Below are 13,309 nucleotides of genomic sequence, written 5' to 3' on the forward strand. Positions count from 1 at the left end.
AGTGGTTTCACAAATTTGTTCGCAGTACAGAAAGAATTAATTAAAAGAAAAACATATATTTGCATGAATATGAAAAAGCTAGTCACTCTTTTTTTCCTCTGCCTGTTGGTATCCGCCCATTTAACAGGACAGATCAGTCACGGAGGCAGACCACTTCCGATGACGATACTCAGCACCCGCTCAGGAAGCCTGTTTCAAGAAATGCCTGCTTTTGACATCGCTGAACAATTACGAATCGACTCACTCAACGAAAGCGATTTGCGCAGCAGTTTTCATTTTGCCTACAAATTCATGACCGATTTTACTCCGGATAACTCGGGCAGCTGGTTTACACAAGCCGACGGCACCCGCGTATGGCGACTGGGCATTCGATCGGCCGGTGCCTATTCGATCAATGTATTGTTTTCTGAATACGAAATTCCGGAAGGAGCCCAGCTCTTCCTGTACAATCCGGACCAGACACATATATTAGGAGCATTCAACCATTTGAACAACTCCGAACTGGGCATACTTCCCGTCTCTCCGGTACAAGGTGATGAATTAGTTATCGAATATCAGGAACCGGCTAATGTTCAGTTTCATGGCAAGCTAAAAGTGGGTGAAGTAAACCATGACTATCGTAATATCAGAGGATACGAACCGCAAGAATATAGCAGGACGTATCTCGGATGCATAAAAACCCTGGCCTGCCTGCAAGAAAGTACGGATAAATATAATGAGATAGGCCGAAGTGTCGTCCTGCTCATTATCAATGGGACTGATTTTTGTACCGGTACATTAATTAATAATACATCAAACGACGGTACACCTTACCTGTTAACAGCATCCCATTGTTTGAACAAGCAGTTCAGCATCGAGAATCCGGACTATGAAATGATTGCAGGCAATATCGTCACCTATTTCAATTATGAAAGTCCTCTATGCGACCCAGTTATGAGAGGTACCGAAGAAATGTCGATGGCTTCCACCCGCTTCAAAGCGACCAACGAACAGACCGACATGGCCTTACTGCAACTGATGGAAACACCACCGGCTTACTATCAGCCATATTATGCCGGTTGGAATGCCAAAGACCAGGGTACTGCCCCATACGTGGGAATCCATCATCCGGAGGGCACCGTAAAGCGACTTAACACGACAGAAGAAGTCGAATTAACGACATTCAACTCTCTGGTAGGAAACTTTATAAAAAACGGGCACTGGCACATAAAGGAATGGTCGGACGGAAGCACGGCAGGAGGCTCTTCCGGTTCCGGGTTATTTGACAGCAACGGCTTAGTTATCGGAGGTCTGTCCGGAGGAGAGTCCGACTGTCCCCGTCCTTATAACGATTTCTATTTCGCCCTAAGCCAAAACTGGGAAATATCTCCGGATGCCGACAAACAATTAAAAATATGGCTCGACCCGGCAGGAACAAACTCCGAACGGATCTGCAAGGGACTTGATCCTTACAGTGCGACCCCATGCCTGCGCCTGAGCAATATAAAGGAAAGCGGAAAAGCCAACACAATAGAATCAACACCTCTCCCCTCTCCCGGTACAGGCCCGGCTTTCGGCAACAATTCACTGGGAATGAACGAATTTGCCGAAGCCTATAAAATAACGGGCAACGCTAAAATATACGGCACATACATCGTAAATCCGGCTATAAGCAAGATGAGTGACCTTGAAGTAGAAATCACCGTCTACAATGGCTCGGATAAACCGGAAACACTGTTATACAGCGAGTCATTCAGCCCCTCATTCGTAACGCTCAATGACAAAAGTGCTTTTATCGATTCTACCAAGCCGATGAACCGCGACCAGGAATCATTTATAACCTTCAAAGAGCCAATCGATGTGTCCGGCAATTTCTTCATCGGATACAAGATCAAATCGGCTGCCGGCAATATCTTTTTTTCGGCATTCAATCTCCCGAAAGGAGAAACAAGTAAAAATACCGTATGGATCAATTATAAAGGTCAATGGATAGAAGCTACCAGCCATCCGGCTTCCCCGATGAGTACTTCCTTATTCATCGACCCGGTCATCCAGTACAATACGGCATCGGCTAACACTTCCATTAACGAAAGTAATCCAATCCGCATATTTGTGGAAACAGCTTCCAAAGCAATTCATGTCCTGCTACCGGAAACAATCCGTCAGGCACGGTATTCAGTGCTGTCGATGGAGGGAAAAACTTTACAGAACGGCACTGTTCATTCGGGACAAAACATCATCACCGCCACCACAGCCACGTCAGGTATCTATCTGGTACAGATCAGCTACGGAAACGAATGTTTTACTCAAAAGATTTTATTTTAATCAAAAATACACAATAAGAAAGCACTTGGCAGAGCCCGATAAGATAAAGAGATGAAAACAATACATTACAAATTAACTAAATTAGTACTGGATGGAAATGATTAAAGCGTCCATAAATCCTGTCATTTATACTCTTTTTAGCAAAAAAAGAAGACCGGATTCATTAATAAGTATTAATTAGAGAGATTTTATCGTATCTTTGCTATTCATAACAAAAAAATGCTTTAGTTTTGCACTTTGATGGCTAAGGGACAATTGAAAGTGAATATATAAACATAGTAACATTTTAAACTTACATCAAATTATGAACAAAAAGTTTTTATTGTCATTCTTTGTAATGGCAGCAATCTTAACCCTTTCTTCTTGTTCAAACAAGTTGAAACCGCTAGCTGAAGAGTACATCAAAGCTGAACCGCAGCCGCTTGAGGCTATCGGAGGCAAAGTACCCGTGACTATCAACGCGACTTTCCCTGCAAAATGGTTCAACAAGAAAGCCGTTGTAACTGTAACTCCGGTTCTCCGTTATGCCGGTGGTGAAGCATGGGGAACATCTTACACTTATCAAGGTGAAAAAGTAAAAGGTAACAATCAGGTTATCGCTCAAAAAGAAGGTGGTAACGTAACAATGAAATCTTCTTTCACTTACAAACCTGAAATGAAGAAATCTGAACTGTACCTGACTTTTGACGCAAAGATCAAGAACAAAACAGTTAAATTACCGGACGTAAAAATCGGTGAAGGCGTAATCGCAACTTCTGAATTGGCTGATGCTGCTACTGCAACTGCAGCTATCGCTGCTGACAAATTCCAGCGCATCATCAAAGAAGCTCACGATGCTAACATCATGTTCCTTATCCAGCAGGCTGAACTTCGTGCTAAAGAGTTGAACTCTGATGCTATCAAAGAATGGAAAGACCTGGTTAAAAATGCTGATGAAGCTCCTAACCAGAACGTAGCAATCGAAATCTCTGCTTACGCTTCTCCTGATGGTGGTGTTAAACTGAACACAGGCTTGGCTGAAAGACGTGAAGGCAATACTTCTAAATATCTGAATAAAGAATTGAAGAAAATGAAAGTTGATGCTCCGGTTGACGCTCGTTACACTGCTCAGGACTGGGAAGGCTTCAAAGAATTGGTATCTGCTTCCAACTTGCAGGATAAAGACCTTGTATTAAGAGTTATCTCTATGTACCAGGATCCTGAAACAAGAGAAAAAGAAATCAAAAACATTTCTGCTGTTTATTCTGATCTGGCTGAAACTATCCTTCCGCAATTGCGTCGTTCTCGTTTGACTGCTAACATCGAAATCATCGGTAAGTCTGACGACGAAATCAGCGCATTGGCTAAGAGCAATCCTTCTGAACTGAATATCGAAGAAATTCTTTACGCTGCCACATTAACTAACAACGACAGCGAAAAGATGGCTATCTATACAAAAGCTTCTGAACTGTATCCTAACTGCTACCGCACTTGGAACAACATCGGTATGATGGCATTCAAGGCTGGTGACCTGGCTAAGGCTGAACAAATGTTCAACAAGTCTAACTCTGTTAAGGCTAACAACGAAGCTAACATGAACTTAGGTTTGATCGCTCTGACTAAGGGTGACCAGGCAAAAGCTCAGCAATTGTTCGGTAATGCTGCAGGTGTTGCTGAATTAGGCGAAGCTCTGGGTGTTCTTTATCTGGAACAAGGCGAATATGCTAAAGCTGTTAACTCTTTCGGTTCTGTTAAGACTAACAACGCTGCTTTGGCTCAGCTTTTAGTAAAAGACTACAGCAAAGCTTCTCAGACTTTGAACGCTGTTGCTAAACCTGATGCAACTACTTCTTACCTGAAGGCTGTTGTTGCAGCACGCACAAACGATGTAAACGCAGTTATCAGCAACCTGAAAGCTGCTATCGCTGCTGACAAAGCTATGGCTAAAGAAGCTGCTATCGATCTGGAATTTGCAAAATATGCAACTAACAGCGATTTCGCTAGCTTGGTTAAGTAATTAGTATATTACACAATCCTATAATAGAAGCTGCCTCCGTAAAAAGAGGCGGCTTTTTTATTTCTACCAAAATCATAAGGAGATAACAATTTATTCATTTTTAGCCGTTTAATATTGCAATTTCAGTATTATTTTCCTATTCTTGCATATGCTAAGCTTAATCATAATATTATGAGTAGATTCATTATTATACTATTATTGGCTATTATCTCCGGAAGTAATAAGTTGGCTGCGCAAATCGACAGTGCACAATTCTTATTGCGTAACTTTGAAAACGGATATGTTTATTACAAGGATGGCCGGACATTCAATGTCCCGCTAAACTATAGCCTGCTCATCAAAAAGTTCCTTTTTCAGGACCAGCACGACAATAACAATATCAAAGAATTCTCTGAACCGGAAATGGTGGCAACCATCAAGATAGGCGAAAGAATTTTTCTTCCAACGAAAGACGGGGCAACTGAAGTGCTGCAAAAAGACCCTCCTATTTTCGTCCAGTACAGAGGTGCATTAAAATGGGAAGGCAAACAGGTCGGTTACGGAGGGCGTTCGGAAACATCGGCGGTCGACTCCTATTCCTCTTTCCAGTCAGGAAACACTACCCATAAGCTGGAAACAGAAAAGCTGATTCTCAGTCGTATCGACAAAATATTCCGGATAGAGCGTAACGGAAAACAATTCCGTTTCCTCAATGAAAAGCAATTCCTCAAAGCATTCCCCGACCATAAAGAGGAACTAAAGAAATATGCAGATGACAATAAAACGGATTTCAACGAGATTGAAGACGTACTGCAGATTTACAATCATGCAGTAACTTTATAAAAAAACCGGATACACAAATACATATCCGGTTTCCCATTATATATTTCAACAGGTTTATCTACCCTGACGTTTGCGTTCGGTCTCATCCAGGATGACTTTACGCATACGCATATAGTTCGGTGTGATCTCCACATATTCGTCAGCCTTGATATATTCCAAAGCATCTTCCAGACTGAATACGACAGGAGGAGCCAATGATACTTTATCGTCAGAACCTGAAGCACGCATGTTCGTCAATTTCTTCGACTTCGTTACGTTTACAACCAGGTCGCCTTCTTTCGTATGTTCACCAACTACCTGTCCGGCATATACTTCTTCCTGCGGAGCAATGAAGAAACGTCCGCGTGACTGCAAGTTGTTCAGGGCATAAGCGAAAGCTGTTCCCGTTTCCATTGCAATGATGGAACCGTTGTTACGGCGTTCGATATCTCCCTTCCACGGCTGATATTCCAGAAAGCGGTGAGCCATAATCGCTTCACCGGCAGAAGCTGTCAGAACGGCATTGTTCAGACCGATGATACCACGTGAAGGTATATTGAATTCAAGATGCATACGGTCGTTCTTGCTTTCCATCATTGTCATCTCACCTTTGCGCTTTGTCACCATATCGATGATACGACTGGAAGACTCTTCCGGGAGATTGATAGTAAGCTGTTCAACCGGTTCGCATTTTACACCGTCAATTTCTTTAATGATTACCTGCGGCTGACCGACCTGCAATTCGTATCCTTCACGACGCATCGTTTCAATCAACACAGACAAGTGGAGCACGCCACGGCCATATACCAACCATGAATCGGCTGAATCAGTAGGAACCACACGCAAAGCCAGGTTCTTGTCCAACTCTTTCTGAAGACGTTCAAAGATATGGCGCGATGTAACGAACTTACCATCTTTTCCGAAGAACGGAGAGTTGTTGATGGTAAAGAGCATAGACATCGTCGGCTCATCGATTGCAATCGTAGGCAGCGGTTCCGGCTCATTGATGTCGGCAATAGTCTCGCCAATCTCGAAACCATCGATACCAATCACGGCACAGATATCGCCAGACTTAACTGAGTCTACTTTCGTACGGCCCAAACCTTCAAAGATATCCAATTCCTTAATTTTCGATTTCACCATCGAACCATCACGTTTGCACAACATAACATCCTGGCCTTCGCGCAACTCACCACGATGAACGCGGCCTACAGCGATACGGCCTACATATTTGGAGAAGTCCAGCGATGTAATCAACATCTGGGGAGTTCCTTCCAATACCTCCGGTTCCGGAATATATTTGATGATAGCATCCAGCAATGCATAGATATCTTCGGCCGGCTTCTGCCAGTCTTCAGACATCCACCCCTGTTTAGCGGAACCGTAGATTGTCGGGAAATCCAACTGTTCTTCGGTTGCATCCAAGCTGAACATCAGGTCGAACACCATTTCCTGCACTTCCGACGGACGGCAGTTCGGCTTGTCTACCTTATTAATAACTACGATAGGTTTTAATCCTAATTGAATTGCTTTTTGCAACACGAAACGTGTCTGAGGCATCGGGCCTTCAAAAGCATCTACCAACAGCAGGCAACCGTCGGCCATGTTCAATACACGTTCTACTTCACCACCGAAGTCGGCGTGACCCGGGGTATCAATAATATTGATTTTGCAATCCTTATAATTAATAGATACATTCTTAGCTAGAATAGTGATACCTCGTTCACGTTCCAGGTCATTGTTATCCAGGAACTGGTCCGGCTCTGCCTGTCCTTCACGGAAAAGCTTACCGGCTAATAACATCTTATCCACGAGCGTCGTTTTGCCGTGGTCTACGTGCGCGATAATCGCGATGTTTCTGATTTTTTGCATCGAAGACTAATTTATTGGCTGCAAAAGTACGACATTTTTACGATATGTATGTGATATTCATGTTGCAAAATATAAAAAAGATACAGAAAAGAGTTGTCAGACAAAAAAGTTATGCATATCTTTGTCGCCGCTTAGATAATATAGTATCAATTTATTAAAGTAAAAAGAATCATGTATTTAGATTCAGCAAAGAAAAAAGAATTATTCGAAAAGTATGGCAAATCAGCTGCCGACACAGGTTCTGCAGAAAGCCAAATCGCACTGTTTACAGTTCGTATTGCACATTTAACAGAACACTTGAAAGCTAATCACAAAGATTACAGCACTGAAAGAGCTCTGAAAATGTTGGTTGGTAAACGTCGTCGTTTACTGGATTATCTGATTAAAGTTGATATCGAAAGATACCGTGCTATCATCAAAGAACTTGGTATCAGAAAATAAGAAACTACTTCGCAGGAAGTTACAAAAGGGCAACTCTCACAAGGGTTGTCCTTTTTTTCTTTCAGTAAATTACATGGTAAAATAAAATATTAATGTAAATTTGCGGCGTTCAGTTACAAATTAAAAGATAATCTAAAAATAAACATACTTATGGGAAACAACAAAATCATCGGAGCCAAAATTAAAAGTATCCGTGAATCAAAACAACTCACTGTTGAGGAAGTTGCCGAACGTTCCGGCCTGAGCACAGAACAAATCGAACGTATAGAAGGTAATGTAGATTTTCCTTCACTGGCACCTCTTATCAAAATAGCACGGGTACTCGGTGTCCGCCTGGGTACATTCCTTGACGACCAATCCGAACTCGGTCCGGTTATCTGCCGCAAAAAAGACAGTAATGACTCCAATAGCATCGGTTTTACCAACAATTCGATGGAGAACCGGAAACATATGGAATACCATTCACTGTCGCAGGATAAATCAGGCCGCCATATGGAACCGTTCCTGATCGATGTTTCCCCTTCGGAAGATGGCGTTGATTTTATTCTTTCCACACATGAAGGTGAAGAATTCATTTATGTGCTGGAAGGCGTACTTGAAATAAACTACGGAAAGAATACCTATATATTGGAAGAAGGCGACAGCATCTATTATGATTCGATTGTTGCTCACCACGTTCATGCAGCCGCCGAAAGCACGGCTAAAATCCTTGGAGTTGTTTATACCCCCTATTAATGTTAAAGAAAAGATATGGAATTACAACTGCAAGATAAGACATTAGGCCAATGGCTGGAACATTGGGCCGAAACGACGCCGGACAAGGAATACCTGGTTTATTCCGACCGAGACCTGCGTTTTACATGGAAAGAATTCAACGAACGTGTCGACCGGATGGCAAAAGGTATGCTCTCTATCGGTATCGAACACGGCACCCATGTCGGTATCTGGGCAACGAATGTACCCGACTGGCTGACATTTCTTTATGCTGCCGCCAAAATCGGAGCCGTAGCCGTTACCGTCAACACGAACTATAAACAGAACGAGTTGGAGTTTCTGGTAGAGAATGCCGATATCCACACCATGTGTATCACCGAAGGCGTATTTGACGGCAGTTACATCGATATGATGTACACCATGCTTCCCGAACTAAAGGAATCGCAACGCGGCTATCTGAAAAGCAAACGCTTCCCGAGACTGAAAAATGTCGTTTATATCGGCCAGGAGAAATATCGCGGTATGTATAACACGCCGGAGTTGTTATTGCTGGGCGAAAATATAGAAGACGACAAACTGGAAGCCGCTAAAAAGCTCGTTGACTGCCACGATGTTGTCAATATGCAATATACCTCCGGCACGACAGGCTTCCCGAAAGGGGTTATGTTGACACACCATAATATTGCGAACAACGGTTTGCTGACCGGCGAGCATATGAAATTCACCGCTGACGACAAGCTCTGTTGTTGCGTTCCTCTCTTCCATTGCTTCGGTGTGGTGCTGGCTTCCATGAACGTGCTGACACACGGTTGTACGCAGGTTATGGTCGAGAAGTTCGACCCGCTGGTAGTACTGGCCTCTATCCATAAGGAACGGTGTACGGCACTTTACGGCGTACCGACCATGTTTATTGCCGAACTGAACCATCCGATGTTCCCGATGTTCGACCTGACTTCGCTCCGTACCGGTATCATGGCAGGTTCGCTCTGCCCGGTGGAACTGATGCGCCAGGTGGAAGAGAAGATGTTTATGCGTGTAACCAGCGTTTATGGTCTGACGGAAACATCACCCGGTATGACCCATTCACGTATCGACGACCCGGCAGAAGAACGTTATAATACTGTCGGACGCGACTTTGAATTTACAGAGGTGCGTGTTATCGACCCCGAAACCGGCGAAGAATGTCCGGTTGGCGTACAGGGAGAAATGTGCAACCGCGGTTACAACAACATGAAAGGTTATTATAATAATCCTGCCGCCACAGCCGAAGTCATCGACAAAGACGGCTTCCTGCATAGCGGCGATCTCGGCGTAAAAGACGAAAACGGCTTCTACCGCATTACCGGACGTATCAAGGATATGATTATCCGCGGCGGAGAAAATGTTTACCCGCGTGAAATAGAAGAATACCTTTATCACCTGGAAGGAGTGAAAGACGTTCAGGTGGCAGCCGTCCCGTCCAAGAAATACGGCGAAGAAGTCGGTGCTTTTATCATCCTGCACGAAGGTGTTACGATGACGGAAGACGTAGTGAAAGACTTCTGCCGTGGCAAGATAGCCCGCCACAAGATTCCGAAATATATCTTCTTTGTCGATACCTTCCCGATGACCGGTAGCGGCAAGATTCAGAAGTTCAAGCTGAAAGACCTCAGCCTGAAGCTGCTGGCCGAACAAGGGATTACGCCGGTATAAAACGAAAACATATTAAAAGCACAGGGCTTTTGCCCGGCAAAATAGCCGTTGATTAGTATCAGCGGCTATTTTCATTATAATGCTACGGCTCAATCGATTACAGTTTCCTCGTAGTTTTCCGTTCAGGAAACTGTAATTTCCTGCGCAGGGAACTGGAGTTTCCTCCTAAGGGAACGCGCGTTTCCTGCCTGGGAAACTACGGTTTCCTAAGCAGGAAATTATAAAGAGATAAGCAGACGGATATGTTTGTCCTTGCAAATCATCCGTACAACTCAATAATTTGTTATCTTTGCCACACATTCAAAATAATTATTATTTATGTCACAATTATTTCCAACTAATCTGCCTTATAAAGTGGCAGATATGAGTTTGGCTGAATTCGGTCGCAAAGAGATCGAAATCGCTGAACACGAAATGCCGGGACTGATGGCTCTTCGCCAGAAATATGCCGCTCAGAAACCTCTGAAAGGTGCCCGTATCACCGGCTCACTGCACATGACAATTCAGACAGCAGTGTTAATCGAAACATTAGTTGCGTTGGGAGCAGATGTACGCTGGGCAAGCTGTAACATCTTCTCTACCCAGGACCATGCCGCTGCGGCTATTGCTGCAACAGGTGTTCCCGTTTTTGCCTGGAAAGGTGAAACTCTGGAAGAGTACTGGTGGTGTACCGACATGGCACTCCGCTTCCCTGACGGAAAAGGTCCGCAGATGATTGTAGACGACGGAGGTGACGCTTCTCTTCTTGTTCACATGGGGTATCGTGCTGAAAACGATGCAGAAACCATCAATCGTAAAGGTAGTAACCACGAAGAACAGGTTATTCTGGATACATTAAACAGCATCCTGAAAGAAGATAACCAGCGTTGGCATCGTACGATTGCAGAGATGAAAGGCGTTTCCGAAGAGACAACGACCGGCGTACACCGTCTGTACCAGATGATGGAAAAAGGCGAACTGCTGGTTCCGGCCATCAATGTGAACGATTCGGTAACGAAATCCAAATTCGACAACCTGTATGGCTGCCGCGAATCGCTGGCCGACGGTATCAAACGTGCTACCGACGTGATGATTGCAGGTAAAGTCGTGGTAGTTGCCGGATACGGTGACGTGGGTAAAGGTTGTGCACACTCCATGCGTTCTTACGGAGCACGTGTGCTGGTTACTGAAATCGACCCGATTTGTGCTTTGCAGGCTGCTATGGAAGGATTCGAAGTTACAACGATGGAAGAAGCGGTCAAAGAAGGTAATATCTTCGTTACTACCACCGGAAACTGCGATATCATCACCATCGGCCACATGAGCCAGATGAAAGACCAGGCAATCGTTTGCAACATCGGTCACTTCGACAATGAAATACAGGTAGACAACCTGGTGAACTATCCGAACATCAAGCATACCAATATCAAACCACAGGTTGACAAATATACGTTCCCGACAGGAAACTCAATCTTCCTGCTGGCAGAAGGACGTCTGGTGAATCTGGGTTGTGCAACCGGTCACCCTTCCTTTGTAATGAGTAACTCATTTACAAACCAGGTACTGGCACAGATGGATTTGTGGCAGATGGCTTACGAAGTGGGTGTTTACCGTCTTCCGAAACGTCTGGACGAAGAAGTTGCCCGCCTGCACCTTGAACGTATCGGTGTGAAACTGTCTACATTAAGCCCCAAACAGGCCGACTATATCGGAGTTCCGGTAGAAGGTCCGTATAAGGCTGACCATTACAGATATTAAAAATAATTAGCCAATAAAAGAATGTGCCAATATGCCAATTTAGGAAATAATTGAATGAATTACTATTTCCATTGGCTTTTTGGCACATTCTCACATTAGCTAATTATTAATTGGCATATTGGCACATTAACTAATTGGCAAATTATTATGTTATACCGAAGCAAAGCACCTTTCAGACTGGGAATTGCCGGAGGAGGAACAGATGTTTCCCCCTACTCCAACCTCTATGGCGGTGCAATCCTCAACGTTACCGTCAATTTATATGCCCATGCCACTATCCGCCCACTCGACAACGGGAAAATCAGGTTTGTCCATATCAATGAAAACATTACAGAAGAATTTGAGGCTGTAAGTGAACTGCCTCTCGACGGCCCGTTAGTACTGCAACATGGCATATACAATTCAATCGTTTCGCGTTATAACAACGGAGAACCTCTTTCTTTTGAACTGATCACCCAGATGGACGTCCCATCCGGTTCCGGCCTTGGCACCTCTTCCACCTTGGTTGTCGCCATCCTCGGAGCTTTCACCGAATGGTTGCGGTTACCACTGGGGAAATATGATATTGCCCATTACGCTTACGAAATCGAACGCATTGACCTGAATATGGCAGGAGGCAAACAGGACCAATATGCCGCTACCTTCGGAGGCGTTAACTTCATGGAGTTTCTGGAAGACGACAAAGTCATTGTCAATCCTCTCCGCATCGGCGATGATATCTTGCAGGAATGGGCCATGAACACCGTTCTCTTCTACACCGAACAACAGCGTTGCTCCGGAAAGATTATCGAAGAACAGGCCGAAAACGTCAAAAACAATAAAAACGACTCGCTGGAAGCCATGCACAATGTCAAGCATGAAGCATTCCGCATGAAGAATTGCCTGCTGCGGGAAGAATTGCAGGAACTGGGAAAAGCGCTCAACACAAGCTGGACCAGTAAGAAGAAAATGGCCCGCAACATCTCCAACGAATTTATCGACCATATATACGAAACTGCCATGGCCAACGGTGCCCTGGGCGGTAAAATCTCCGGTGCCGGAGGAGGAGGATTCATGTTCTTCTACTGTCCCGGCAATAGCTGCTACAAAGTGTCCGAAGCATTGGACAAGATGCATATCGGACATATACAACAATTTGAATTTTGTAAGAAAGGATTGATTACATGGACAGTAAAGGAATAATCAGAAAACGGCTAGCGCAACACCGCGACATTATCGAACAGATACTGGCGGACGAGAAGCTGCAGGACACAATTGCACAGATTACCGACACGATTGTCACCTGTTTTAAATACGGTGGAAGGGTTTACTTCTGCGGAAACGGTGGAAGTGCCGCCGATGCACAGCACCTGGCTGCCGAGTTCTCCGGCAAGTTTTATCTGGAACGTGACATTCTGCCGTCTGAAGCATTACACTGTAACTCTTCTTACATCACGGCCGTATCCAATGACCTGAGTTTCGAGATCATCTACTCCCGGCTGATTTCGGGTATCGGAAAGGCAGGCGATGTCCTGGTCGGCTTATCCACATCGGGCAACTCCGCCAACATCGTAAAGGCGTTCGAGACATGCCATGAAAAAGCAATTACAACGGTAGCTTTTACTGGTGCCGACGGTGGCCGCATGCGTGAACTGACGAAGCTCCTCATCAATGTGCCGTCTACCGATACTCCACGTATCCAGGAGGCGCACATCACCATCGGGCATATCATCTGTGAATTGGTAGAAGAAGAAATATTCGGAAAGGAATAAG

General features: G+C 44.5%; 10 protein-coding genes. 9 read left to right on the top strand and 1 reads right to left on the bottom strand.

Features of this window, described 5'->3' with window-relative positions:
* Window positions 1-63: 63 nt before the first annotated feature.
* The 3 genes from K6V26_RS21205 to K6V26_RS21215 all read left to right on the top strand — a co-directional run bounded on the left by K6V26_RS21205 (window position 64) and on the right by K6V26_RS21215 (window position 5,122).
* Window positions 64-2,304, top strand: a complete 2,241-nt coding sequence (locus tag K6V26_RS21205) for a T9SS type A sorting domain-containing protein (RefSeq protein ID WP_224263783.1) — start codon at window positions 64-66, stop codon at window positions 2,302-2,304.
* A gap of 304 nt (window positions 2,305-2,608) precedes the next feature.
* The gene (locus tag K6V26_RS21210; protein ID WP_009860742.1) at window positions 2,609-4,300 is read left to right on the top strand and encodes a tetratricopeptide repeat protein; all 1,692 of its coding nucleotides are present in this window, start codon (window positions 2,609-2,611) and stop codon (window positions 4,298-4,300) included.
* 171 nt (window positions 4,301-4,471) lie between these two features.
* Window positions 4,472-5,122, top strand: a complete 651-nt coding sequence (locus K6V26_RS21215) for a hypothetical protein (protein WP_009860741.1) — start codon at window positions 4,472-4,474, stop codon at window positions 5,120-5,122.
* A gap of 54 nt (window positions 5,123-5,176) precedes the next feature.
* Here K6V26_RS21215 and typA read toward each other — a convergent pair whose 3' ends face one another.
* Complete coding sequence (gene typA, locus K6V26_RS21220) at window positions 5,177-6,973, bottom strand: translational GTPase TypA (protein WP_224263784.1); 1,797 nt, start codon at window positions 6,971-6,973, stop codon at window positions 5,177-5,179.
* A gap of 171 nt (window positions 6,974-7,144) precedes the next feature.
* On the opposite strand from typA, the gene rpsO reads away from it, so the two are divergent.
* The 6 genes from rpsO to K6V26_RS21250 all read left to right on the top strand — a co-directional run bounded on the left by rpsO (window position 7,145) and on the right by K6V26_RS21250 (window position 13,308).
* Entirely contained in the window at window positions 7,145-7,414 is a 270-nt protein-coding gene (rpsO, locus tag K6V26_RS21225; protein ID WP_009860739.1) for a 30S ribosomal protein S15, read from the top strand.
* A gap of 150 nt (window positions 7,415-7,564) precedes the next feature.
* Window positions 7,565-8,149, top strand: a complete 585-nt coding sequence (locus K6V26_RS21230; protein ID WP_009860738.1) for a helix-turn-helix domain-containing protein — start codon at window positions 7,565-7,567, stop codon at window positions 8,147-8,149.
* A gap of 15 nt (window positions 8,150-8,164) precedes the next feature.
* Window positions 8,165-9,820 carry an AMP-binding protein gene (locus K6V26_RS21235; protein ID WP_129697852.1) on the top strand — a complete coding sequence of 552 codons (1,656 nt, stop codon included), beginning with the start codon at window positions 8,165-8,167 and terminating at the stop codon, window positions 9,818-9,820.
* 318 nt (window positions 9,821-10,138) lie between these two features.
* Window positions 10,139-11,557 carry an adenosylhomocysteinase gene (gene ahcY, locus K6V26_RS21240; protein WP_010801378.1) on the top strand — a complete coding sequence of 473 codons (1,419 nt, stop codon included), beginning with the start codon at window positions 10,139-10,141 and terminating at the stop codon, window positions 11,555-11,557.
* 147 nt (window positions 11,558-11,704) lie between these two features.
* Entirely contained in the window at window positions 11,705-12,739 is a 1,035-nt protein-coding gene (locus tag K6V26_RS21245; protein ID WP_010801377.1) for a GHMP family kinase ATP-binding protein, read from the top strand.
* Window positions 12,721-13,308 (top strand): D-sedoheptulose-7-phosphate isomerase, encoded by a 588-nt coding sequence (locus K6V26_RS21250; protein ID WP_009860734.1) that lies wholly within the window; start codon window positions 12,721-12,723, stop codon window positions 13,306-13,308. Before K6V26_RS21245 ends, K6V26_RS21250 begins: the two co-directional genes overlap by 19 nt.
* Window position 13,309 lies beyond the last annotated feature (1 nt).

It is taken from the genome of Parabacteroides goldsteinii, assembly GCF_020091425.1.
GTDB lineage: Bacteria > Bacteroidota > Bacteroidia > Bacteroidales > Tannerellaceae > Parabacteroides > Parabacteroides goldsteinii.

Excerpts from the sequence above, each read along its gene's own strand:
- K6V26_RS21230 (WP_009860738.1), top strand. The coding sequence starts at position 7,565 with ATGGGAAACAACAAAATCATCGGAGCCAAAATTAAAAGTATCCGTGAA.
- K6V26_RS21215 (WP_009860741.1), top strand. The coding sequence starts at position 4,472 with ATGAGTAGATTCATTATTATACTATTATTGGCTATTATCTCCGGAAGT.
- K6V26_RS21210 (WP_009860742.1), top strand. The coding sequence starts at position 2,609 with ATGAACAAAAAGTTTTTATTGTCATTCTTTGTAATGGCAGCAATCTTA.
- typA (WP_224263784.1), bottom strand. The coding sequence starts at position 6,973 with ATGCAAAAAATCAGAAACATCGCGATTATCGCGCACGTAGACCACGGC.
- ahcY (WP_010801378.1), top strand. The coding sequence starts at position 10,139 with ATGTCACAATTATTTCCAACTAATCTGCCTTATAAAGTGGCAGATATG.
- rpsO (WP_009860739.1), top strand. The coding sequence starts at position 7,145 with ATGTATTTAGATTCAGCAAAGAAAAAAGAATTATTCGAAAAGTATGGC.
- K6V26_RS21250 (WP_009860734.1), top strand. The coding sequence starts at position 12,721 with ATGGACAGTAAAGGAATAATCAGAAAACGGCTAGCGCAACACCGCGAC.
- K6V26_RS21245 (WP_010801377.1), top strand. The coding sequence starts at position 11,705 with ATGTTATACCGAAGCAAAGCACCTTTCAGACTGGGAATTGCCGGAGGA.
- K6V26_RS21235 (WP_129697852.1), top strand. The coding sequence starts at position 8,165 with ATGGAATTACAACTGCAAGATAAGACATTAGGCCAATGGCTGGAACAT.
- K6V26_RS21205 (WP_224263783.1), top strand. The coding sequence starts at position 64 with ATGAATATGAAAAAGCTAGTCACTCTTTTTTTCCTCTGCCTGTTGGTA.